This window comes from Vibrio eleionomae, assembly GCF_009874545.1.
In the GTDB taxonomy this organism is placed as follows: domain Bacteria; phylum Pseudomonadota; class Gammaproteobacteria; order Enterobacterales; family Vibrionaceae; genus Vibrio; species Vibrio nitrifigilis.
In genome coordinates, this window is the sequence record NZ_WEKT01000009.1 from 37,228 (window position 1) to 59,417 (window position 22,190).

Here is a 22,190-nt window from a genome sequence, read left to right on the forward strand (position 1 = left end):
CCTTATTTATTCTTCAGTTTCGATGGTACATTCACTTGGAGTAATACGATGTTCATCGAGAATAATTTCACCAACTGATTTCGCCCTAATATATCCACTCTTAGGATTTTTGATGCTCACCACGTGAGATTTGATATCTGCTTCAACTGATGAGTATTCAAAACCCAGCTCGGCGTCATCCGACATAACGCAGTTTTCTAACACTAAGTTTTCACAGTAACAAAATGGCTGTTCACCACGAATAGTGCAGTTTACTAAACGAAGGTTTTTTGAATGCCAGCCTAGGTATTCACCATCAAGAACACTGTCATACACAGTCACATTCTCTGATTCCCAGAACGCATCTTTCGATTCAAGGTGAGAATTATGAATCACCACATTTTTTGCTTCTTGGAATGAATAGTTTCCTTGCATGTGCATATCATTAATCTCGATATGTTCGCCATGCATAAACACATAATCAGCGCCTCTCAGTTGTACAGTGTCTAGAGTTATGTTGTCACACCACCAAAAGGTTTCTCCAGCAGAGGAAAAGACCGTGTTTTCAACAGAAACATGCGAGACTTTACGGAACATTTTGGGCGCATCGACTTTGCATTGACGCATCACGACATTTTGGGTATACCAAATCGCTGCGCGGCCATAAACGGTGAATACGCTGTCCTCTAACAAGATGTTATCACTATGCCAAAATGGGTATTTGCATAGAAATTCGCAGGCTCTAGCTACAACATGTTTTGAGTGTTTTAGGGCTGATTCGCCCGGATAAAAACGCACTTTTTCCAGCGTCATGTTTTCACAGGCAAATAACGGACGTTCACCTTCATAGAAGGTATTTTCGATGAGTTGGGTTTCCAATGTCATATCAGTCATTTGGATATTACCTCTTGAATTGTATGCTCCATAAACAACTAAAGCACTGAACAGGTTCAATGCCTTAGTGATTAATAGGTCGTTATTTTTTCAGTCAGAACCAAAGAAAGGCGGCATGTTTCCCTTCACATTGAGGGCACCGAGAGATGATCATGCACCGTACCAATCAAAGTGGTTATTTACGATCAGTGAGGACTTGGTCGAATACCTTAGCCGCTTCATTTGCTGTTTCTGCACTCACGGTTTTACGTAGGACTTCGATAAAGTCACGAATTTGTGCTTCGGTGATGCCGTTATGCATGCTAATTGCGTAGTGAGCCCCGAGTTGGCTGCCAGCCCCTTTAAGGTTGGCGAGAGCTGCAATGGTCGCTAATTCACGATCTTGCCAAGTCAGCACGTCACGTTCAAAAATATCGCCAAAGAGGTGCGCTTTTAGATATTCATCAACGGCAGGCGCGAAATCAAATAGCGGACCTTTGACTTCTTGGCCAATCAATTTGGTTTGGTTTGCCGTCCCATTTCTAAGGCTGTTGTAATCAGCTGGCAATGGTGACGCTTCTTTACCTACCTCGTCTTTAATGCCTTTTTCTTGCCGTTCATTAACGACACTCATGAATGCGCCAAGCGCATTCAAGCTACGAGGGAACCCCGTGTAAGCATACATTTGCACCAGGATTTCTTTAATTTCGTTGACGGTTAAACCTGTATCTAAACCTTGGTTCAAACTGATTTTCAGGTTTTCGATATCGCCACTAGCAGTCTGTGCAGCAATGGGAATAATGGCAATTTGTCTTCTATCCAAAGATGATTCTGACATTGCATAAGTCTCCGTTAATCCGATAAGCATGAGTAAAACAACTGAGAATGTCCTTACAAATATGAGCGACTTCATTGGAGTCTCCATTGAAAGTAGTTTTAGCTACAAAGAACGAGCACAACGTTTTAACCATGCTGCGTTTACTTTGATGTCGTTGGACTGAAGATATTTTATCCATGTATCCGATTTAAGCCTTAGCCTAATCGATTCCATTTATTGCCTAAAAATACAAACCATTGTTATCACGGGAAATAAATTGAGTTCAGTGTTGTCATCAAAACGCGTTATAGGCTTAAATGACTTATCACTCATGTTAGGGAAAATGTGACAAGATAGATAAGGAGGGAGAAAAGAAAGGATTCTGATAAAGAATCCTTGCTAATTATTAAGAAGTGTCTTTTGGAGAGATAGATTTTTATAACAAATAAGTTACCAATATCAATCGATATTTCAGGTTAAATTTTAGTTAATTACCTAAACTGCAGAATAAATAATTTAATAATTAATTTCTATTAATGAATCGTTCAGCATTTGCAAATAATTTATCGCATAGCTTTTTCTGATTTATGTATTCTGGTGAACCTTCAACCATAGATTCTAGAATTTCTTTTTCTTCTTGATATTGCTTTACCATAACAGCGAATCGCTCTTCGAAGTTATTCTTCTGTGTTTTTTTTATCGATTTTCTTACTGGTCTTCTCATATTGTTCCTACCTTATAGATCCCAAAGTTTTTTTTCTTCTCGTTCTAACAAAATTTTTTCAATTTTTTTTCTTGTATGATGAATACTATTAGAACTTTCGTTCGCGCTAGGGCTCTTGGCTTTGTCTGTTTTAGGCTTAGAGCACGTTGACGTTTTTTTCAAAGCTCAGTCTCCTTCTAATATTTTTCGATAAAAACCCTTTAAAACCTTTCTATATAATCTTAAACTTCACCCTATTTTTGGAAAAATAAGAATAAATGATGCTTAAAGGGACCATTATTTAGACTATGGAAATCTGATATTTCCGTACATCAATATTTTATGGATGCATACCCAAATAACCTCCTCTAAAAAATTAGAAGAGAGACTTTGCAAATTATGAGACTAAAGTAACATTGCTAGCTTGTGGGCCTTTGTTACCTTGTTCAATATCAAAAGAAACCTTTTGACCTTCAGCTAGAGTTTTGAAGCCTTCGCTAACAATTGATCGGAAGTGAACAAATAGGTCTGCACCGCCGTTTTCAGGAGTGATAAATCCAAAACCTTTCGTTTCGTTAAACCATTTTACTAAACCAGTTGTTTTATTTGACATATATATCTCGATACATTGAATGAGTTAAAAAGGAAGCTACTAAATAAGGTATGAAGAAAAAGGTATCGCAGGATAGATATGACGAATTTAATCGAAAAACTGAGAAGATCTTGAACTAAATGTATTATCAATAGCTCACCAGAAGAGCTAACGACACTATACACGATATACATATAATAGATATGTATTTCTCTATTATATTTTATTTTCTTTAAAATCAATAAGTTAAGCTTAAACCATAAAGGTTTAGTGCTTTTTAAAGCATGATATATCCAAATAATTATTGAAAAACAGGGAGTTAATATCATTTCGATAGGAACCATTTCATCACGCCAGGGTATTTATGCAACTTGTATGGCAACATTTTTCTAAAAATACGCTTTAGATCATCTCTGTTGATAATCGTTATCTCCATTATGTATTAACATTATTAATAACTATTATCATTACTAATTTGTTTATGTGCATTAGGAGATTATCGATGAAAAAAATGCTGACTCTTTCAGCTATCTGCGTGGGTCTTTTCAGCACTTCTGCCATGGCTACCAATGAGGTTAACGTATATTCATATCGACAACCTTTTCTCGTTAAACCCATGTTTGAAGAATTCACTAAGGAAACAGGCATAAAGGTCAATGTGAAGTTTGCGAAAAAAGGATTGACCGAAAAGTTAGTACAAGAAGGTCAATACAGCCCTGCCGATGTAGTCATCGCCACAGACATTAGTCTCTTAACTGAGTTAGTTGATAAACAGGTCGTACAACCATTAGATAGCCCCATTATTGATGCCAATGTTCCCACGCAATACCGAGATAGTAAAGGTCAATGGTTTGCGCTTACACTGCGTGCTCGTAATGTATATTCCTCTCGCGCTCGCATAGGAAAACTGAGTCACGATTTCACTTATGCCGATCTCGCTAACCCGAAGTTCAAAGGCAAAATTTGTACTCGATCAGGCAAGCATCCCTACAATGTGTCACTGATTTCATCCATGATTGCTCATCAAGGTGAAGCAGCAACAAAAACCTGGCTACAAGGCGTAAAAGCGAACCTAGCCCGTAAGCCGCAAGGCAATGACCGTTCACAGGTAAAGGCGATAAAAGAAGGCTTGTGCGATCTCTCTTTAGGTAACAGTTATTATCTAGGCAACATGCTCAATGATGCGAAACAAAAAGCATGGGCAGAGTCTGTTTATATCAATTTCCCTAATCAAACGACAACAGGCACTCACGTTAATGTCAGTGGTATGGCGATGGCTAGATATGCACCGAATCACGACAATGCCAAAAAGCTGATGGAGTTTCTAACCGGTGATAAGGCACAAAAAATGTACGCAGAAGTGAACTATGAATATCCGGTGAAACCGGGTGTTGAACGCTCTAAGCTGGTGAAATCTTGGGGCGATTTTAAGCCTGATACCCTCAGTTTGGAACAGATCGCGAAATATAACAGTACAGCGGTAAAATTGCTCGATGAAGTGAAATTCGATCTTTAAGTATTTGCTATACAAGTAAATATTTACTAAAGAACGACTTTTAAGGTGTTTAGATCTATAAGAGAGCCACCAGCATGATGGATAAACCTAACTTCTGGCTATGTGGTAGTGGAGCATTTGCCCTGCTATTGGTTCTGCCTATTTTGTCGCTGTTCTACCTTTCGATACAGGGCTCTGGTGATTTATTCTCTCATCTTTTTGCAACGGTGTTACCCACTTATACTTTAAATACCTTATTGCTCGTTGCTGGCGTCATGCTGCTCTCGTTATTATTTGGGCTACCATCAGCGTGGTTAATGGCAATGTGCCGCGTGCCCGGAGAAAAATATTTACAGTGGGCACTTGTGCTTCCTTTAGCCATGCCTGGCTATATCGTCGGCTATATCTATACCGATTGGTTTGATTACGCGGGGCCTATTCAGCAATGGCTTAGAGACCTCACCAGTTGGGGAGCATCAGACTACTGGTTTCCAGATATTCGTACCTTGCCCGGCGCTATTTTTGTATTAGCGTTAGTGCTTTACCCTTATGTATACTTAATGTCTCGCTCAGCGTTTATGGAACAAAACGTGAGCTTACTGCAATCCGCAAGGCTACTGGGTTGTTCCCCACTCGAAAGCTTTCGCCGCGTATCTTTACCTTTAATTCGTCCAGCGGTGGCAGTTGGCCTTTCTCTTGTTGCCATGGAAACGTTAGGTGATTTTGGTACGGTGAGCTATTTTGCTGTCAGCACCCTAACTACCGCCGTATATGATACGTGGCTTGGCTATTCAAACTTAGGTGCCGCGGCTAAAATATCCGCCATTATGCTGTTGGTCGTCGTACTTCTATTGAGTGGCGAACGCTACAGCCGTAGAAAACAGAAACTGTTTCAAACCAGCTATACCAGCCATGAAGATGTGCGCTATGAGTTACATGGCTGGAAAAAAGCCCTTTCAGTTGTATGGTGTTGGGGGTTAGTTGCTATCGCATTTATTCTACCGCTGGTACAACTGCTTAGTTATTCCTACGATTATTTTATTCAAAGCTGGACGCCAGAATTTAAAATATACGCTTTTAACAGTTTAAAAATTTCAATATTGGCCGCCTTAATTGCAACCGCTATCGCTATTGTTGTTAACTTCACTCATCGTTTACAAGGCGCTCACCAGAGCCTATTTTTTATGCGCGCCGCCTCGTTAGGTTATGCCGTGCCCGGCACAGTGCTAGCCATTGGTGTATTAGCCCCTGTTCTCAAAGTCGATTATTGGATTAATGACATGGCAAAGTTTATGGCATGGGATCAACCTGGGTTGGTGCTATCGGGGTCGATGTTTGCCATTATCTTCGCCATGGTGGTGCGTTTTTCAGCCGTGGCCATTGGTAGTGTTGAGAGTAGTTTAGGTAAGGTTTCTCCATCAATGGACATGGCCAGTCGCACAATGGGATGTAACGAAACACAAATGCTACGACGTGTTCATTTACCGATGATAAGGCGTGGCATTTTGGTTGCTATATTATTGGTTTTCATTGAATCGATGAAGGAGTTGAATGCGGCATTACTGCTGCGCCCATTTAATTTCGAATCATTAGCTACCTATGTGTATAACTTTGCTTCCGATGAACAATTAGAGCTTGCCGCTCTCCCGGCCGTGCTGTTAGTTCTGGTTGGTTTAATTCCGCTCATCATTGTTAACCGTTCACTGGAGAGGGCTCACTGATGACACATACTCTTTCTATTGCAAATTTAACGTGTCAGTACGAACAACAAACTGTACTTGAATCTCTGTCTTTATCGGTTAATCAAGGGGAAATTATTTGTTTGCTGGGTTCCAGTGGATGTGGCAAAACAACATTACTCAAAGCCATTGCCGGATTATTACCAGTGAAAACCGGGGCCATCTATCTCAATAATCGCACTCTGGATGATGGGAGTCGTCAAGTGCCTCCCGAACAGCGCAATATTGGTATGATTTTCCAAGATTATGCACTTTTCCCTCACCTTACCGTAGGTGAGAATATTGCCTTTGGCCTTAGAAAAGTCACTACTCAAGAAAAACGCGAACGCGTCAATAACATGCTTTCTTTAGTTCGATTGAACGGTTTTGCCGATCGTTATCCTCATCAACTCTCTGGAGGGCAACAACAGCGAGTGGCTATCGCTCGATCACTGATCTATCAACCTGATTTGTTATTACTTGATGAGCCTTTTTCAAATATTGATACTCAAGTGCGCCACGACTTAATCAAAGAGATTCGTGATATTTTTAAACGCCAAGGCGTCACAGCGATTTTTGTCACTCATAGCCGTGAAGAGGCCTTTGCTTTTGCCGATAAAATGGCCGTCATGAATCAAGGTAAGATTGAACAATTCGGCACAGCCAGCGAGTTGTATCATCACCCATCAAGCAAATTTGTGGCCGATTTTCTCGGCGGCGGCAGCTACCTTCCCGCCACAAAATCTCGAGATAACGACTACTTAACCTCTCTGGGAATCATTCAGGCCGATTCTCCTTCTGAGCTAACCATTGAACAGCAATGTATCTTACTCATGAGACCTTACAACATAATTTTACAATCCGACAGCCATGCTGAAACTCAAGTAGAAGAGCAACAATTTAGAGGCGACCAATGTCACTACGTGGTCCATGTTAAAGGGAACAAACTGATCGCCACTTCGCTAGAACCTTTATCCATTGGCGATCACGTATCCGTCAATATCTGCTCTAAAGGCGTGTATGCCTTCCCGAGTTGATATCACAGAGTATCGTATCGGTTGTGCCCTTATGATCTCACCCGTGGCTTGCTTTTAAAGTGAATAGAAAAGTCATTTTCTATAAAACATCCAATTCATGGCTATACCACATTTGCGATTTTGATAAATCGATGAACCGCTTTTCATCTGCGATAATTTCTTCAAGGGCATTGGCTCCCGCTTCGGTTTGTCTCGATCTCAAATGAGATTTAAGATCGTTATACCAAAGCTCATCAATCCCATCGAAATCAAAGCTGGTTACTTCCCTCAACACGCCCATCTGAGTTTGTAGCTCTGCAGCCTTGATTGACCGATTTTGAGTATATTTTTTAATACCTAGTACTGATGCGTGCCTCCGGATTAGCTTGGCATGATTCTCTTCCCAATGCTTTAGGAACTCTTCATAACTCAATTCAGGTGAACGTTTTACTATACATATCAATTTAATCATCTTTATCCTCCTTGTTGGAGTAACAATGTTAAAGTGTGACAGTACTGTAAGAGTCAAGGAGCAATCATGAAAATCAGTGAATTATCGCAACAGACAAAGGTTAGTATTAGAATGATTCGTTACTACGAAGAACAAGGACTGTTAAAGCCAACACGTACGCATTCTGGTTATCGAAACTTTAAAAAAGATGACATTGAGTTAATTAACAAAATTAGACTATTCAAAGAAATTGGCTTCACAATTGAAGACATTCGCCCCATATTACATTGCCAATTGACTCAAATCAGTCAACAGGAAATATGTGATCAACTAAAACATAAATTCTCCTGCCAGATCGAGCAAATAGACCAAATGATTGCCAACCTAAATCAAGCAAAAATAACTTTACGTCAATACCTTTAAATCCCCAATTTAATTATTTTGCTTACGGCTAAAGCGACATTCAATCAAGGCATATTTACCCACGTATTGGATATTGTGAAAATGAATAAACACAAAAACACCACATGCTAGATGTGGTGTTTGATGATGGTGAAATGATTTAAACGACCATTACGCTGGGTAGGCTTGCAGCAACTGGGTTAACCATTGGCGCTGTAAGTATTGGCGAGCGCGTTGGGTATGTTTCTCTTCGAGAAAAGGTAAGGCTTCTGCAAAACTTGCCATCCCCTCAGGTTTCATCTGATGGTATTTTACCAAGTGAAAGCCTAATTCAGTTTCAATCGGAGTGCTTAGCTGGTTAGACGCAAGCGATACCAAGCGCTCGGTTATTTGCGGATAAAGTTTCGTTTCATCACACCAACCGAGATAGCCATTATTCATGGCGCTGGGGCACTCTGAATATTTTAGCGCATGCTGGCTGAACACATCATCATCTTGCGCTTTACAATGGTCATAGACAGACCAAATACGAGCCACGACTTTGGCGTGCGTATTGTCTGGGTATGCCTCATTCACCGTAATTAAAATCTGGCTCATATCCCACATTTGTGGGCGATGAAACTCTTGCCGGTGAGTATTGAAATAACGCTCGGCATCTTCTTGTCTTAGTGATGGCACATCACGACTCACCCACTCCATAACCTTGTCGCATTTGAGTTCTTCTTTGAGGGCTTGGCGCAACTTCCCTTCATCGAGGTGTTGATTGTTAAGAGCTTGAATAAACCCTTGATACGAATCATAGCCTTCAATACAAGAATCTAATGCCTGATCAACTTCTTGCTCGCTCAGAGCAATCCACTGAGCTTCTTGGGATTGCAAAATGGCTTCCTGAATACGATAGAGCTGTTCCACCTGTTCATCGACTTTGACACGCTGCATACTCGACAGAAATTCAGGATTTAACTGATAAAGCTCTGTCGCGACTTTTGCGGTTAGATAATGTCTTTTATAGGCTTCCATACCTACTCCTTTCCTATCAATTAACCACGAGACCTATAGAGAATCATGAACGGCTTCTAATACTGAGGCATCCAATTTAAAGACGTATTCACCACACGCGACTTCGTATGTGAGAGAGCCATCTTCGAGATCGCGCCAAGAACGTTTCACCTCAATCAGATCGCCTTTGCTCGCTAGCGGTTCGCCTTTGATGGTTAAACTTTTGGTTAAACGCGCTTTATCCAAACTGTATAAAGTGCAAGGCACCCAAGGTAAATCAGCTCGGATCAATTCAGTTTCACGGATACCAATCACCCGATTCACCTCAGGAAAATAGACTTGGAAAATCACCTGCGTTTGTAAAAAATAACCGTAGCTACGCACTTCACCACAAGTGCCTGCCTCAACCAACACGTCCCCTTTATCAAAACCAGGGAAGCTCCCATCATTACGCACTGTGCGGATAACGCGCACAGGCTCTCCTTCGGCAAAGCGTATGCCGGGTTGTCTTTCTAATTCCCAATCAGTCATGGTCGCTCCTCTTCAACAACGGTCAGTGAGCCACATTCAGTACTGTGACAACTTTGGCATCCATGTGAATCAAACGCAGGCTCTCTTCCAAGTGCCAATTGACGATAAGCAATACTCAAGGTTTGATGGTAATAACGGTATTCACTTAATCGAGCCGGTTGACTCGATAACAATTTTTGAAACAGACGGAGTAACTGGATATGTTTACGTTCAACAAGTTCTGGCTCGTAATCGATATCAAAATAATCTAAGAAGGCTTCAGCGGTACTTAGCTCTTCTAAATCTTCTAAAAATTCCTCTGGGTCGATATGGTCCATAACTTTCCCTTTTTATGCTGACACCATCACATGCATGGCTATCCCTAATAAATCATCATTGGTAGGCACACACTTTTCTTTTTCAGACCAATGACGCAGTTCATCGCGCAGTGCTTCGCATTGGCCTTGCGATAGAATCACCCCAAGACGACGATAAACTTCACTGATCGCTTTAATACCCGAGTGTTTACCCAACACCAAATGATGATGACGACCGATTAACGTAGGCGAAAAGCCTTGATAAGTATTGATGTCTTTAAGTAAGCCATCGACGTGTACGCCCGATTCATGAGTGAACACAATATCGCCAGTAATCGCTTTTTGTGGTGAGATTGAACGGCCTGATGCCATGTAAACATAGCGACACAAATTGGGAAGTTGAGTTAAATCGATATCAGTGTGAGACTGATCTAATACGTTGACTGCAACCGCCACTTCTTCCAATGCTGCATTACCCGCACGTTCACCTAAGCCGTTAATGGTCGTGTTAATCGACGTTGCGCCAGCTTGGATTGCCGCTAATGTGTTTGCCGTAGCAAGACCCAAGTCATTGTGTGCGTGCATCTCAATATCAAGCGGAGTACTGGTGCGTAACTGCACAATACGCTGGAAAGTAGTAAACGGATCGAGTATTCCGTTAGTATCAGCGAAACGTAACCGTTGCGCCCCAGCGGCTTCCGCCACTTCCGCCACTCGTAGTAAAAACTCTGGATCAGCACGTGACGCATCTTCCATCCCAACACAGACATTAAATCCGCGCGAGATTGCCATTTGAATCACATGTGTACAGCGCTTAAATAGCCGTTCTGGAGAGATGTTTAGCTTACTTTTTAACTGCACGCTCGATACAGGAATAGATAAATCAAGCCAATCCAAACCGAGCCCCGTCGCCAGTTCAACATCTTCCGGTAGCATCCGACACCAAGCCATGGTTTGTGCGCGAGAAAGTGACTGAGAAATGGCCCGTATTGTGTCTCGCTCAGCGGGGCCCATTGCTGGAATCCCCACTTCGAGTTCATTGACACCTGCATCTTCTAACAATAGAGCAATATGAACTTTTTCTTCAGTCGTAAACGCGACCCCTGGACTTTGTTCGCCATCCCGCAAAGTGGTGTCGTTAATCACTACTTTGCTAGGAATATTCATTCCATAGGCCATCGCAACCTCCCTAGGCGTACACCGGAGCAAACGCGTCAACGTTACCTTTGTTGGTCGCATTGTCCCAGTAAGGAGAAAGCTCTCTTAAACGTTCCACAATCGGTGGTAGTTTTTCGAGCACGTAATCAATGTCTTCTTCGGTATTGAAGCGGGATAATGAGAAACGTAGCGTACCATGTGCAGCGGTAAACGGAATTTGCATCGCTTTCATGACATGAGAAGGCTCTAGAGATCCTGACGTGCAAGCCGAACCGGATGACGCCGCAATCCCTTCTTGGTTCATCATCAGAAGCAGAGCTTCACCTTCCACATATTCCACTGCTAAGTTACAAGTATTGGGTACACGATGAGCCCGATTACCTGTGACAAAACTGTTTGGAATACGCGCTAACAGGCCTTGTTCTAAACGGTCGCGAAGCATTTGTATCCGTGGCACTTCCGTTTCTAACGCGTTGAAGGCGTACTGAGCCGCAGCCCCCATTGCAATAATTGATGCTGCATTTTCGGTCCCAGCTCGGCGGCCGCGTTCTTGATGTCCACCACGAAGTAAAGGTCTAAAACGCGTACCACGACGTAAATAAAGCGCACCAACACCTTTCGGCGCATGGAATTTGTGACCAGAAATAGACATCATATCGATATGCAATGATTTAACATCCATTGGAATTTTCCCAGCCGCTTGTACCCCATCTACGTGCATTAATGCGCCATAGAATTTGGCTAAGTGAGAAACACGTTCAATTGGGAAAATCGTACCTGTTTCGTTATTCGCCCACATCATTGTCACTAAACAGACATTACGGCTTAGTGCGGCTTCAAACGCTTTAAAGTCCAAACGCCCTTTTTTATCCACGCCAATAAAATGAATTTTGTAGCCTTTGCGCTCTAAGTTTTGACACAAAGTGAGCGTGGCTGGGTGCTCTACCTGTGTGGTAATGATCTCTTTACGATCGGGATAAGCTTCAACGGCAGACATAATGGCGGTTGAGGTGGCTTCCGTCGCACATGAGGTAAATACGATTTCACTGGAGAAACGTGCACCAATAAATTGCTGTACCTGCTCACGAGCGATTTCTAATGCCTGACCCACTTTTGCGCCTAAACGGTGAATAGAAGATGGGTTGCCATAATATTGGTCTAGATAAGGAATCATTACGCCCAATACACGCGGGTCAATGCGAGTTGTCGCATTATTATCTAGATAAATAATTGGTTTTTCAGCTGCATTATTAGTGATCATAAGTCCCCTCCTTTGGGTCTGCTAGACCTTCTGTGCCACTTTCTTGAACTGGGAATACGGTGAACATTTCACCCATCACTTGGCTAATTTGATGTTCAACGTTGGCTAGAGTAAGTCCAGATAAACCACATCCAGTACAAGCCCCCACCATAGAAACAAACACGACATTGTCTTCAATATCGACTAAGTGAATATCACCGCCGTCCATTTGCACGTTTGGACGCACATCATCAATGATTTGGCTGATGAGATCCCAAACACGTTGCGCTTCTTCGCTTCGTACTGGTGCAGATTGATTCCCTTCCATAGCGATCACTTCGCCATGTTGTGCTGTTGGTGCCTCGCCTTGCATTTCAGCGAGGCAATCTTCCAACACCCATTCAATTTTTTCATGACAAGAAGCACAGGCACCACCTGCTTTGGTGTAGTTGATCACTTCTTCTAATGTAGTGAGATTGTTTGCTTTAACCACGCGTTTAATCGTCGCGTCATCAATTGCAAAACATTTGCAGATCAGTTCACCTTCTTCGTGGTCGTCGTCTAACTCCTCACCGCGATAATCGGCAACCGCTGCGTGCAAGGCCTCCATGCCCATAACTGAACAGTGCATTTTTTCCGGAGGTAATCCATCAAGAAAATCTGCAATGTCTTTATTGGTAACATTTAACGCGTCATTCACTGGTTTACCGATGATCATTTCTGTCAATGCCGATGAAGAAGCAATAGCGCTACCGCAGCCAAAAGTTTGAAACCCGGCATCTTCAATCACATCTGTATCTGGATTGATTTTCAGCGTCAGGCTCAGTGCATCGCCACAACTGATAGAACCGACATCGCCATGAGCATTTGCATCCTCAACCAACTTGGCATTCCTTGGATGGAAGAAATGATCTTTCACTTTCTCAGAGTAATCCCACATACCTGCTCCTTAATTATTTTATTGCCCGCCACGCGTCCAGTGCGTGTGTATGGTGTTGGTGTTTCAAGACTTTACAGGAATGTTGCAAGTTACATGGCAAGTTGTGACAACTGGCGAAGATAGTAGAAAAAATGAGACATAAGCACATGAATTGTATTGAGTTATTTTTTAACTCGGTCACAAAACAAACACAAAATAAAACCCTCAATAGGCGCAATTTGTTCGCTTTGATACAAAAATGATGACAATCGGTGTGACACAAACCCGACATAAACCCCGACATTGTGCTAGTCGGCATCATTCATACCGAAAATAACCGTATTCAGTGCGTATTCTAAGTAGGAAAATGACGCCAATAACTAGAAACAGAAAGGGACAGTGCAGACTGTCCCTTAGAAGAAAAGATTGAAACTTACATTCAGTGTGAAACCTAAGCCTCTGCCGGGGCAAAGCTTTGACAATTTTTCGGACAGACTTTGCTACATGATGTACAACCAATACAATCCTCAGCATTTTTGATGCTCATCACCATCATCATTTCATCTTCATCATAATAATCATCATCGTCATCATCATCGACATCTTCTTTTTCCACTAAATCAAAGACATCTCTTGAACAAACTTTATAGCAACGGCCACAACCAATACAGTTTGCTTGATCGATTTCAGAAATAAATTGGGGTTCCCATTCGTCTCCCCCCCGGGTGTAACTGACAATTTTGCTCACGGTGTTTTCCTTATTTGTTAACGTCTCTGCTTACCAGGTGATCTTTGACATCACGTCACCATTCTTCATCCATCATCTGCTCAAACCGTTCACTACTGCTCTCTTGGGTAACCGTCGTTGACTGTTCTTGCAATTTAATCGCCCGAGCCAGCCAACCACTCGGTTGACCAGATAACTCTTGTTTTAAATCCGACAATAAATCGTGAATGGCGACTCCAGCGCTCACTTTGACTGGATGAATATGGTTATCTAATAATTGGCGAATGGCAGCCGCACCGCAGGCATTACAATACACCGCAGCGCATCCATCTAAATCACTGATACGAATAGGTAATTTATCGTGAACGGTAGCCGATGACTCTGTGTATTCAATCGCTTCTAACACACTCCACCCCTGTGGATTAATGCCATAGATCAGCATGCCTCTGGCGCTACCAAAATGTTGATCGACGTTTTGGCGACTTTCTGTCGCAAACGCAATTTTCAAATCAAATGCTTCACCTGATTGAGTAGGTTCCACATGCAATTTTCTTTCACTGATTTTCATGCGACCCCCACATTTTGTTTTACTTGGTCGGCACTAAAGCGGTAAGCACTAACGTGCGGTTCAACGTCTTCTTTCTCTGTTACCGCCATAATGTTTGCCATGGCGAACAGGCGTTCACGCATCCCTTCATAACCAAACTGGCGAATATCCATATTGCCGAAGCGATCAGAAACGGGATAACCCGCCCGTAACACTGGAATATCAGGTTCGCAAATAACAGCAGCATGGCTATTACTGATCACTAAACGCAAATCATCAGCGTGATGATCCAGTTGGGCCAAATCACCAATGATCACTTCATCACAAGGCAGCGCTTCAAGCCCTGGCTCTTGACTGGTGGTAATCACTTGGTGAATATGCCCACCCATTGCGGCAATAATTTGGGCATAACCTTTTGCTAAATCAGGTTCGAGCGCTATCGAAAAGGTTTCATGAGTCAGTACAAAATGGCTATCTAACATCGCATCTTGTACGCGTTGTCTGGCTCTCGTAATCCAGCTAGGCACTTCCTTACCACTGAGCGCAGAGAGTGTCATGATTAACTCATCAACATCTTCTAAGCTCATCCCCATCCCAATTTCGGTATAAGCGATACCAAAGCGTTTTTCTAACCACACCGCGCTCGGTTTCAGCGAATCACCGATCACTATTGTGGCATCGCTTTCCGACATCATTTCAATCTCAAGAACTGACGTTCCACCAATACTGGTGGGTGAAAAATCGTCATCACCTAAATGGCCATCAAGAGAGATAGAAAGATCGGGAGCAAAAATTCCCTCGATATCAAAAGCATCTAAATAACGTTTTAACGTATCAATATCTGCGGCAGTCAAACCAACGGAGCACAACACATTTACTTGCATGCGCTGTTTTGGCCTAAGTGATGGCTCTTTCACTAATTGCTTGATGACGCTATTCACTGCAAAGGCAAAACCACTTTGCATCGACCCAACAAAATCAGGGGTATGCATAGCAACGATACGAGAGGCTTGATATTGCGGATAATCACGTTTGAACTGACTAATCACGCGAAAGATATCGGTGCCTTGTAGCTCGGTTAACCCGGTGGTCATCACCGTAATTAATTCCGGACCGTGTTTCTTACATAACGTCACTAACGCTTCGGTCAGATTGTCATCGCCGCCCATGACGGCAGACACCTGATCAATGGCTGTATTTTGTAATGGGATTGGCTCACGTAAGTGACCAATTAAAAATACTTTGGCAAACGCACTGCACCCCTGAGCGCCATGCAAAAGAGGAATCACGCCACGAAAACCAAAGCTTGCCAGAATGGCGCCGGTTGCAGGGCTAGTTCTTAATGGCTGAGTAACCAAAGGCGTATTTTGTTTGATGATTTTTGCCATGCTGCTACTCCTTATTTAATCAGATTAGAGGTGAGTTTTTTGTCGTCAGATAACGCTTTGTCGCTGCTGCGAGAAGTAGCAGATTCAATCCAGGGTGCTTTGGTATTGGCCATCTGCCAGATTGGCGCTTCTAAAGTACGGCACAACTCCAAAGCCAAACGTATCATGCCTTCGTGGCCGGCATAGGCGTGTTCGCGTTCTTGGTTAATGTGCAGAAATGGCAAGCGGGCTTTTAGTGCGGTGTACATATTACGGCCGCCCGCAATCATCACGTCGGCATGGTATTGATGATAGGTATCAATCAGTAAGCGAGCCCCACCCTCATCAAGCATTTTGGCATCTTGGCCCATGATATCGATAATGCGTTTTTTATCCGATTGAGTGGATTTTTTTGTCCCTGTCGCGATACATTCCATACCGAGATCTTTCAAGGCAGAAATCACCGACCACGATTTCACGCCCCCGGTATAAAGTAACGCTCGTTTGCCTTCCAATCGTGCTTTATACGGAGCAAATGCCGCGCGCACTCGGGCTTCTTCACGCTCAATCAAAGCTTCAGTTTCTTCGACCAACTTGGGATCATTAAGCAATTTAGCAAAGGTACGTAAAGCTGTAGACGTATCTTCAATGCCATAAAAGCTCCCTTCAAACCAAGGAATACCCCATTTTTCTTCTAATCGGCGCGCCACATTGACTTGCGCCCGCGCGCAAACCACCATCGCCGCATCGGCGCGATGCATGGTTTGAATTTCATGAAATAAGGTGTCGCCAGCAAGGCAACACAGCACGCGAATGCCTAACTGTTCAAAGAGGCGCGACACATGCCAAAACTCACCAGCAATGTTGTACTCACCAATCAGCACAATATCGTGTACGTGGCGCGATGGGTCATGTTTCATCAAGGGTTTGGCTGGTGGCTCAGCCGTGCCTACCACTTTTTCCACCATCACATGGCCCGCAATTCGGTTCCCAAGGTTTTTATTACCATAAAAACCTGCTGCATCGACTGCGATAACGGGAATATGCCAACGCTCTTGTGCTACTTCGCAAATCGCCTGCACGTCATTGCCTTCTAATGCTGGTACACAGGTCATATACACAAATACTGCGGGCGGATGATATTCAGTAATCAACTGCTTAATTGCATGTAACAGGCGTTTTTCTGCCCGCCCCATGATCACGTCTTGTTCATTTAAATCGGTAGTAAAGCCATAACGAAACAGATCGCTGCCTACCGCACGCGTACCTCGGTTATCCCAACTGTTTCCCGCACAGGCGATAGGACCATGGATAATATGACCAACATCAGCAATAGGTAATAGGCTGATTTGCGCGCCATCAAAGCTACAGCCACCCGCTGTCGCACCGGGTTTAGGGCGGCTACAACCGCTTTTATTCCCTTTGTTATGTTCACAAGCGGGTTCATCTTGCAGTAATTTTATTTCTGATTGTTTCATAGGCCCCTCCAACCTTTGCTCACGATCCTTCCTGATCGATGGTGTCCCCAATCATGCTAAAGACGCGTCCTTGTGTGCCTCGGTTTCAAAGGCAAGCAATTCGTAGATAACGAGTGATTGGTCTCCAAACTACACATATCTGCAGCAGTGTAAGTGGATTTACCTATGGTGCAATTTACAAACCAAAAAGATAACTATCTGAAATTTATGAATTTAAAGAGCTATATGTGCTATTTAAATCAGGATGGTAGGTAACAAGAGTGCGACAATGTCGTAAACACGACAAAAAAAAGCGCTTCACTCTTCGTGAAGCGCAATAACAAGACCAGTACAGTGGTTAACATCTTGGGTTAATGAACTGCACCCACTCAGTGAATGAGAGACCAGGTGCAAATCAAATTGGTCATAACTATGAAATGGTTCATGACATCCCGTATCATCTTCTGAGCACACCGTAAAACGTAATTGAGGATATTGCTGCTGGATCAAGGCTAACCAATCAACTTGACGATTAACCACTTCATCCAACTTAGTACCAATATCTCCCAATTGCGTTTCATCTAACAGTGCTCGATTGGTTGAATTCGTTTCCATACATATTCACCTATGAGCGATTTAAATGATCGTGCACACCTCACGCGACATCGGCATCCACTAAATTTTTGGGGTGATAGATCCCCATGCATTTTTGCAACCAAGGTGGTGGTGATTGACGAATCACCGTCGATAGTTCGGTGAGTGCATCATCTGCCGATTGTGGCACCGCTCGTTTAATCGGATGAATATTGGCACGAGTGACGCGTGCAGCAGCAGGGCCACCGATTGAAAGAGTGAATAAAATTTGGCAGTCTTTAATTTTACTTAGTAAAAACAATGCTCTATCTTCACCTTTTAACCCAGCATCAATAGGGCGAACATCGACCAATTGATATGCAAAGTCGTTGACTTCATAAATCAGCACGCGCATACATGAGCCATAATGGCCATTGATCATTTCCCCTTGATTCGAGGTAAGCGCCACACGTAACTTAGGCCCAGCCAAAGGTTGGGTCACCTTAACGGTTGGAACTCCAACTTGACTCAACGATGGATCGGTTAACGTATTTAACGCACTAGTAATGTCTTTTCGACTAGCATCACCACCTAATGAATTGATCATGAGATGAAACGCCTGTGCTGACAATCCCATCAGTTTTTCTTCGCTAAGCGGTTCGCCAAGATGTTGAATAAGTAAACCAAGTAATGAGCGAACATTAACATTAGGTAGTGACTTCACGGCCATTGCGACTCGCAATGCCGCTTGTTCAGTGAGTGTGTCCATACTCTTCTCCCTATTATGCTGCTTGTAAACGTTTTGCCCTGACAGAGATGGGAAGTTTGGGCTTGGGAATGGGATCGATATGATAAATGGCACCGCTGGATAGGTGAATTTGCCCACCCCACTTCGTTTCATCATCAAATTCCAACTCAGTGATGTTTACTTCTAAATCTTTTTTGGCAATGTAAAGGCATAGATCGCCTTCTTCATTGTATTGAATCATGACATTCGCCATCGCGTTCCCTTCCTTGTGATCAATTCCGTTGCAACGTTATTTCGCAGCAATATAGGCCGGACTACACCGGCCCTTAGATATAACGAATAAAATGTACCGGATGAACTTGCCGCCTACGGCGAGTTCATGGGTTAACCCCATTACTAGGGCTAACCCAAGATTGAAATTAACGAACCAAATCGAAACCAAGGTCAGTTTTGTTCATTTCAATCGTTTCACGGTCTAATTTTTCCAGAACTTCGTTAACGATAGTGGTCAACATATACATCGCACCTTCATAACCTAATGTGGTGTAACGGTGTAGATGGTGACGGTCAAAGATTGGGAAACCGATACGAACTAATGGCACTTCGAATTCGTCTCCTTTTGCTTTGGTATCACGTTGGATGAATTTACCGTAAGAGTTACCGATCAGTAGGTCTGGTTTATCAGTGAACATTAATGAACGTAAATGCCACAAGTCCTTACCCATATACACAGTTGCATTTTCACCATAAGGGGTTTCTTTTAACTGTGCTTCGAGCTGTTTACGCCAACGTTTTGCGCCGTTGTTACACAAGACATGTTTAATTTCGCAACCAAGTTCAGTCAAAAACTTACACATACCCAATAAGTAATCTGGGTCACCAAATAGTGACACTGTCACACCATGTAACCAAGTGTGCGAGTCAGTCATCATATCGACTAAACGGCCACGCTCTTTGGTTAATGACTCAGGGATGGCTTTACCAGTCAGTTCTGACACTTTCATTAGAAAGTTATCAGTCCATTCAAGTCCCATTGGAATATCAATTTTTGGTGTATCTTGCTTCCAAGTGTTATCAATGAATTTTTTGGTTTTCACTAACTGAGTCGGTTGTAGCAGCAAAGTCGCTTTCGCTTTTGGTGCTTCACGGACTTTATCGTAAGAGGTACCACCAGAATATAAGCGGAATTCACCATCAGCAGGAGTATCCAATACTTCTGAAGGATCACACAGATAGTTATATTCCACGCCCATTTCATCTAACATGCGTTGAATAACGCGATAGTTACCAAGGTAAGTTTCGAATCCGGGTACGATATTAATTTTATCGGTAGTACCTGGGTTATATTCGCCGCTTGGATCAAGGGTGACATAACGCAAGATACCTTCAAACATATTGTCCCAGCCAGTCACATGACTTCCCACAAAGCTTGGTGTATGCGCACTTGGTGTTATCAATTCTTGAGGAACATGGCCGTCTTTTTTCGCGTTATTGATAAACGCATTCAAGTCGTCACCGATAACCTCTGCCATACAAGTCGTCGATACCGCAATCGCTTCGGGCTTGTACAATGCATACGCATTTTCCAAACCTTCACTCATGTTTTTCTGACCACCAAATACCGCTGCATCTTCTGTCATAGAGTCAGAAACACAAGCGACAGGCTCTTTGAAATGACGGTTAAAATACGTACGGAAATAAGCAACACATCCTTGAGAGCCGTGTACATACGGTAAGGTTTTTTCAAAACCAAGCGCACATAATACTGAACCTAGAGGCTGACATGCTTTCGCTGGGTCAATCGTAATATGTTTACGATTGAAGTTAAGTTCTTGATATTCTTCGGTGGTCGTCCACTCGAAGACCTCTTTTACCTTGGCGGCATCAGGCGCTTTTTCAAATGCTTCGCGTTTTCCTTCCATGAGTGTTTGATACTCATCTTGTTGGAATAACTGATAGCCCGCTTTAATATCATCTACATTTTGAGTCATTAGTTTTCTCCTACCGTGCCACTAATCTGTGAACACCGGCTCGGTTATCTTCGGAAATCCTTTCCAATCGCGATTATGCTGATTTAGCCATTGGTTCATTATCAGATGCTGCCGAATTATCCAGCCATGGAGCTTTTATGTTGCTCCAGCATGGGTTGTTAATCGTCATGTCCATGTCGCGGGCAAAAATGGCAAAGCCATCAACACCGTGGTATGGGCCAGAGTAGTCCCAACTGTGCATTTGACGGAATGGGTAACCCATTTTGTGGAAAACGTATTTTTCTTTCACACCAGAACCAATCAAATCAGGTTGTAGTGCTTTAACGAATTCTTCCAATTCATAGGTTGCGGCATCATCAAATAACAAAGTGGCATCTTTGATCATTGGGGTGGTTTTTTGGTAGTCATCATTGTGAGCAAATTCATAACCAGCACCCACAATATCCATACCTAGATCTTCGTACGCACCAATCACGTGACGAGGACGTAAGCCACCAACGTACAACATGACCTTTTTGTTTTCTAAACGAGGACGATATTTAGCAATCACGGCATCCCATTGTTCGCTATAACGAGCAATGACTTCTTCAGTTTGTTTTTGAATTTTTTCATCAAAATAAGACGCGATTTTGCGCATAGATTCCATGATCTTCGTTGGGCCAAATAAGTTATATTCCACCCATGGAATCCCATGTTTTTCTTCCATGTAACGCACGATATAGTTCATTGAACGATAGCAGTGAACTAGGTTCAATTTCACTTTTGGTGTGTGTTCCATTTCAGGCAATGTACCGTCACCAGACCATTGTGCAACAACGCGTAAACCCATATCTTCTAAGATAATGCGTGAAGACCAAGCGTCACCACCGATGTTGTAGTCACCAATAATGGCAACATCGTAATCTGTGGTTTCAAACTCTTTTTCATCAGCATCATTGAGCACGTAGTCGCGAATAGTATCGTTGGCAATATGGTGACCTAGAGATTGAGATACGCCACGGAAACCTTCACAACGTACAGGCACGATTTTCTTACCAATCGCTGCACTTTGTGTTTTTGCTACGGCTTCGATATCGTCCCCAATCAAACCAACTGGACATTCAGACTGAACTGATAGGCCTTTTGAAAGAGGGAACAATTGTTCAATTTCTTCAATAGCACCAGCCAGTTTTTTATCACCACCAAACACGATATCGCGTTCTTGGAAATCGGTAGTGAAGTCCATAGTACAAAAGCTATCAACACCTGTTGTGCCTTTGTAATAGTTACGACGTCCAGCACGAGAGTATTGACCACAACCAATAGGGCCATGAGAAATGTGAATCATATCTTTCACAGGTCCCCATACCACCCCTTTTGAACCCGCATAAGCACAACCACGGATGGTCATTGTGCCTGGGGTTGCTTTACGGTTGGAGCTGATACATTTACTACTGTCTTGGCTCTCATCATTAACGACGATGTGTTTGGCGCGTTCTTCACGCGCCACGTCTGGATAGACTTCTAACACCTCATCGACCAAAGCCTGCATTTGCTCTTTATTCATATCCATAGTGAAATCCTTGTATACCTTAGAGTGACAATGAAGCGC

The 22,190-nt window shown here is 42.9% G+C and carries 24 protein-coding genes; 4 read left to right on the forward strand and 20 right to left on the reverse strand.

Annotated elements, in window-relative coordinates; all coding sequences use genetic code 11:
- Positions 1-6: 6 nt before the first annotated feature.
- From F9817_RS07305 to cspE, 4 genes are all read right to left on the reverse strand, one after another.
- Positions 7-873, reverse strand: a complete 867-nt coding sequence (locus F9817_RS07305) for a DUF3737 family protein (protein WP_161154304.1) — start codon at positions 871-873, stop codon at positions 7-9.
- 175 nt (positions 874-1,048) lie between these two features.
- A complete protein-coding gene (locus F9817_RS07310) occupies positions 1,049-1,690 on the reverse strand; it encodes a carboxymuconolactone decarboxylase family protein (protein WP_202436377.1) in 642 nt (213 codons plus the stop codon).
- Positions 1,691-2,192: 502 nt separating this feature from the next.
- Positions 2,193-2,393 (reverse strand): hypothetical protein, encoded by a 201-nt coding sequence (locus F9817_RS07315; protein WP_161154306.1) that lies wholly within the window; start codon positions 2,391-2,393, stop codon positions 2,193-2,195.
- A 376-nt stretch (positions 2,394-2,769) separates the two neighbouring features.
- Positions 2,770-2,985: a transcription antiterminator/RNA stability regulator CspE gene (cspE, locus tag F9817_RS07320; protein ID WP_161154307.1), complete on the reverse strand. Its 216-nt coding sequence runs from the start codon at positions 2,983-2,985 to the stop codon at positions 2,770-2,772.
- Positions 2,986-3,466: 481 nt separating this feature from the next.
- On the opposite strand from cspE, the gene F9817_RS07325 reads away from it, so the two are divergent.
- From F9817_RS07325 to F9817_RS07335, 3 genes are all read left to right on the forward strand, one after another.
- Complete coding sequence (locus tag F9817_RS07325; protein WP_161154308.1) at positions 3,467-4,480, forward strand: Fe(3+) ABC transporter substrate-binding protein; 1,014 nt, start codon at positions 3,467-3,469, stop codon at positions 4,478-4,480.
- 74 nt (positions 4,481-4,554) lie between these two features.
- Entirely contained in the window at positions 4,555-6,180 is a 1,626-nt protein-coding gene (locus tag F9817_RS07330) for an ABC transporter permease (protein WP_161154309.1), read from the forward strand.
- On the forward strand, positions 6,180-7,214 hold the full coding sequence (locus F9817_RS07335) for an ABC transporter ATP-binding protein (protein WP_161154310.1): 1,035 nt from the start codon (positions 6,180-6,182) through the stop codon (positions 7,212-7,214). The genes F9817_RS07330 and F9817_RS07335 overlap by 1 nt, the downstream gene beginning before the upstream one ends.
- Positions 7,215-7,293: 79 nt before the next feature.
- Here F9817_RS07335 and F9817_RS07340 read toward each other — a convergent pair whose 3' ends face one another.
- Entirely contained in the window at positions 7,294-7,665 is a 372-nt protein-coding gene (locus F9817_RS07340) for an EthD domain-containing protein (RefSeq protein WP_161154311.1), read from the reverse strand.
- 66 nt (positions 7,666-7,731) lie between these two features.
- On the opposite strand from F9817_RS07340, the gene F9817_RS07345 reads away from it, so the two are divergent.
- On the forward strand, positions 7,732-8,067 hold the full coding sequence (locus F9817_RS07345) for a MerR family transcriptional regulator (RefSeq protein WP_161154312.1): 336 nt from the start codon (positions 7,732-7,734) through the stop codon (positions 8,065-8,067).
- A gap of 150 nt (positions 8,068-8,217) precedes the next feature.
- On the opposite strand, the gene F9817_RS07350 is transcribed toward F9817_RS07345, so the two are convergent.
- The 15 genes from F9817_RS07350 to nifD form a co-directional block, all read right to left on the reverse strand.
- Entirely contained in the window at positions 8,218-9,066 is an 849-nt protein-coding gene (locus F9817_RS07350; protein ID WP_161154313.1) for a peptidylprolyl isomerase, read from the reverse strand.
- A gap of 33 nt (positions 9,067-9,099) precedes the next feature.
- Entirely contained in the window at positions 9,100-9,576 is a 477-nt protein-coding gene (locus F9817_RS07355; protein ID WP_161154314.1) for a nitrogen fixation protein NifZ, read from the reverse strand.
- On the reverse strand, positions 9,573-9,893 hold the full coding sequence (locus tag F9817_RS07360; protein ID WP_161154315.1) for a nitrogenase-stabilizing/protective protein NifW: 321 nt from the start codon (positions 9,891-9,893) through the stop codon (positions 9,573-9,575). The genes F9817_RS07355 and F9817_RS07360 overlap by 4 nt, the downstream gene beginning before the upstream one ends.
- Positions 9,894-9,905: 12 nt before the next feature.
- Positions 9,906-11,051 (reverse strand): homocitrate synthase, encoded by a 1,146-nt coding sequence (nifV, locus tag F9817_RS07365; RefSeq protein WP_230389652.1) that lies wholly within the window; start codon positions 11,049-11,051, stop codon positions 9,906-9,908.
- 10 nt (positions 11,052-11,061) lie between these two features.
- Positions 11,062-12,291 (reverse strand): cysteine desulfurase NifS, encoded by a 1,230-nt coding sequence (gene nifS / locus F9817_RS07370; protein ID WP_161154316.1) that lies wholly within the window; start codon positions 12,289-12,291, stop codon positions 11,062-11,064.
- Positions 12,281-13,210, reverse strand: a complete 930-nt coding sequence (nifU, locus tag F9817_RS07375) for a Fe-S cluster assembly protein NifU (RefSeq protein WP_161154317.1) — start codon at positions 13,208-13,210, stop codon at positions 12,281-12,283. Before nifU ends, nifS begins: the two co-directional genes overlap by 11 nt.
- Positions 13,211-13,640: 430 nt before the next feature.
- Positions 13,641-13,937 (reverse strand): ferredoxin III, nif-specific, encoded by a 297-nt coding sequence (fdxB, locus tag F9817_RS24265; protein WP_161154318.1) that lies wholly within the window; start codon positions 13,935-13,937, stop codon positions 13,641-13,643.
- 55 nt (positions 13,938-13,992) lie between these two features.
- Positions 13,993-14,484 (reverse strand): NifB/NifX family molybdenum-iron cluster-binding protein, encoded by a 492-nt coding sequence (locus tag F9817_RS07385; RefSeq protein WP_161154319.1) that lies wholly within the window; start codon positions 14,482-14,484, stop codon positions 13,993-13,995.
- Entirely contained in the window at positions 14,481-15,851 is a 1,371-nt protein-coding gene (gene nifN, locus F9817_RS07390) for a nitrogenase iron-molybdenum cofactor biosynthesis protein NifN (protein WP_161154320.1), read from the reverse strand. Before nifN ends, F9817_RS07385 begins: the two co-directional genes overlap by 4 nt.
- Before the next feature lie 11 nt (positions 15,852-15,862).
- Positions 15,863-17,308 (reverse strand): nitrogenase iron-molybdenum cofactor biosynthesis protein NifE, encoded by a 1,446-nt coding sequence (nifE, locus tag F9817_RS07395; protein WP_161154321.1) that lies wholly within the window; start codon positions 17,306-17,308, stop codon positions 15,863-15,865.
- 297 nt (positions 17,309-17,605) lie between these two features.
- On the reverse strand, positions 17,606-17,902 hold the full coding sequence (locus F9817_RS07400) for a DUF6129 family protein (protein ID WP_161154322.1): 297 nt from the start codon (positions 17,900-17,902) through the stop codon (positions 17,606-17,608).
- Positions 17,903-17,942: 40 nt separating this feature from the next.
- Positions 17,943-18,629, reverse strand: a complete 687-nt coding sequence (locus F9817_RS07405; RefSeq protein ID WP_161154323.1) for a NifB/NifX family molybdenum-iron cluster-binding protein — start codon at positions 18,627-18,629, stop codon at positions 17,943-17,945.
- A gap of 13 nt (positions 18,630-18,642) precedes the next feature.
- Entirely contained in the window at positions 18,643-18,861 is a 219-nt protein-coding gene (gene nifT / locus F9817_RS07410) for a putative nitrogen fixation protein NifT (RefSeq protein ID WP_161154324.1), read from the reverse strand.
- A gap of 166 nt (positions 18,862-19,027) precedes the next feature.
- The gene (nifK, locus tag F9817_RS07415; RefSeq protein ID WP_161154325.1) at positions 19,028-20,599 is read right to left on the reverse strand and encodes a nitrogenase molybdenum-iron protein subunit beta; all 1,572 of its coding nucleotides are present in this window, start codon (positions 20,597-20,599) and stop codon (positions 19,028-19,030) included.
- 73 nt (positions 20,600-20,672) lie between these two features.
- Positions 20,673-22,151, reverse strand: a complete 1,479-nt coding sequence (nifD, locus tag F9817_RS07420; protein WP_161154326.1) for a nitrogenase molybdenum-iron protein alpha chain — start codon at positions 22,149-22,151, stop codon at positions 20,673-20,675.
- Between the last annotated feature and the right edge of the window lie 39 nt (positions 22,152-22,190).